1 pseudogene is annotated in these 1,559 nt (G+C 74.0%); it reads right to left on the bottom strand.

Features of this window, described 5'->3' with window-relative positions:
* Positions 1-14: 14 nt before the first annotated feature.
* Positions 15-1,559: pseudogene (locus tag R2740_RS18440) on the bottom strand (DEAD/DEAH box helicase); the annotation flags it as partial.

Here is a 1,559-nt window from a genome sequence, read left to right as displayed (position 1 = left end):
CGCCTTCGGGCATGTCAGGCCCGTAACCGGTAGCCGCGCGGCGTCGCCGAGAACCCGGCCTCGGAGAGCAGCCCCGCGAAGTCGTGACCGTGGATCGAGAGTCCGTCGACCTTCTCGACCACGATCTTGTCGACGCCGCCTCGCTTGACGGTGGCTGCGAGCGACGCGCACGCCCCTCGCAGCACACCGGGATCGTCGTCGAACGTCAGGACGGTACGGCCGCCACGCTCCACGAAGAGCACCAGCTTCCCGTCGACCAGCACCACCAGGCCGCCGGCCTTGCGTCCCGGGCGGTGCCGCGTGGTGTCGTCGGCGCGCGGCGCCGGCCACGGCAGTGCCGCGCCGTACGGGTTGGCGGGGTCGCACGCTGCGAGCGTCACCGTCGGGGTCTCGGCGTGGCGGCCCTCGAGGGACTCGCCGTAGGACCGCAGTCGGTCGACGACCTCGGGTGTCGAGAACTGGGCACCGCCGAGCGAATCGACGAAGTAGCCGCGCCGGCAGCGACCGGATTCCTCGAAACGGGCGAGCACCTTGTACATCAGCGCGAAGCCGCCCGGCACGGACTCACCGGCTACGGTCCCTCGCGTCACCACCCCGTACCGTTCGAGCAGCAGCTCGGCGGTCGCGTGGGCGCGCACCGTCGACTGCGGTTCCGGTTCCGGCAGCAGCGCCCACCGCCCGCCCACCGTCGGCGGCCCGGTCCGCGCCGGCAACACCGGCCGGGCCCGGTACATGCGCGAACGCGGCGCCCGGCGCGGGACGCGGTGTGCCGGTGTGGCGCGGGAGGTGTCGCCGATCAGGGCGCGCAGCGGGGCGAGGGTGTCGCCGCCGATGTGTCCCGCCCACACCAGATCCCACAGGGCCGCGGCGGCACTCGCGTCGGTGACCTCGAGGCCCTGCGCGGCCAGCGCGTCGGCGAGCTGACGGAAGAAGAATCCGCCGCCGCCGGCCAGCGCGTCGAGGATCGCCCGGTGGGTGTCGCCCAGCTCGATGTCGGTGGGCGGTGCGAGGGTGGTCGCCGCGGCGTCGGCCGGGTGCAGGCACACCCAGCCGTCCTTGCCCGAGATCGAGCCGGCCCCCGACCACAGCACCTCCCCGGTCGCGGTCAATTCGTCGAGCATCGTGGGGGAGTAGTCCCGCACCCGGGGCGCGAGCACGAGCGGCTCGAGGGCACTGGCCGGCACCGGGAACCCGGCGAGCTGGTCGACGACGGCCGCGACGCCGTCGATGCCGCGCAACCCGCCGCCGATGCTGTGCCACGCGGGCAGGAAACGGCCGAGGGTCGCGGTGCTGACCGGTTCCACCTCCTGTCGCGCCGCGGCCAGGGATCGGCGCCGCAGTCGCCGCAGCACCTCCGTGTCGCACCACTCCGCTCCCGTCGCGCCGGGCCGGAATTCTCCTGTCGTGACGCGTTTCTCGTCGGTCAGGCGACGCAGGATGTCCTGCACGACGGCGGCGCCGAGACCGAACCGCTCCGCGGCCTCCGCGGTGGTGAACGGTCCGTGGGTGCGGGCGAACCGCCCGATCAGGTCGCCGAGCGGATCGGTGACCGGTTCGAC

Source organism: Nocardioides sp. (assembly GCF_041393715.1).
Taxonomy (GTDB): Bacteria; Actinomycetota; Actinomycetes; order Propionibacteriales; family Nocardioidaceae; genus Nocardioides.
Note: the sequence above shows the minus strand (reverse complement) of the source record. Positions and strands in the feature narration are given on the sequence as shown.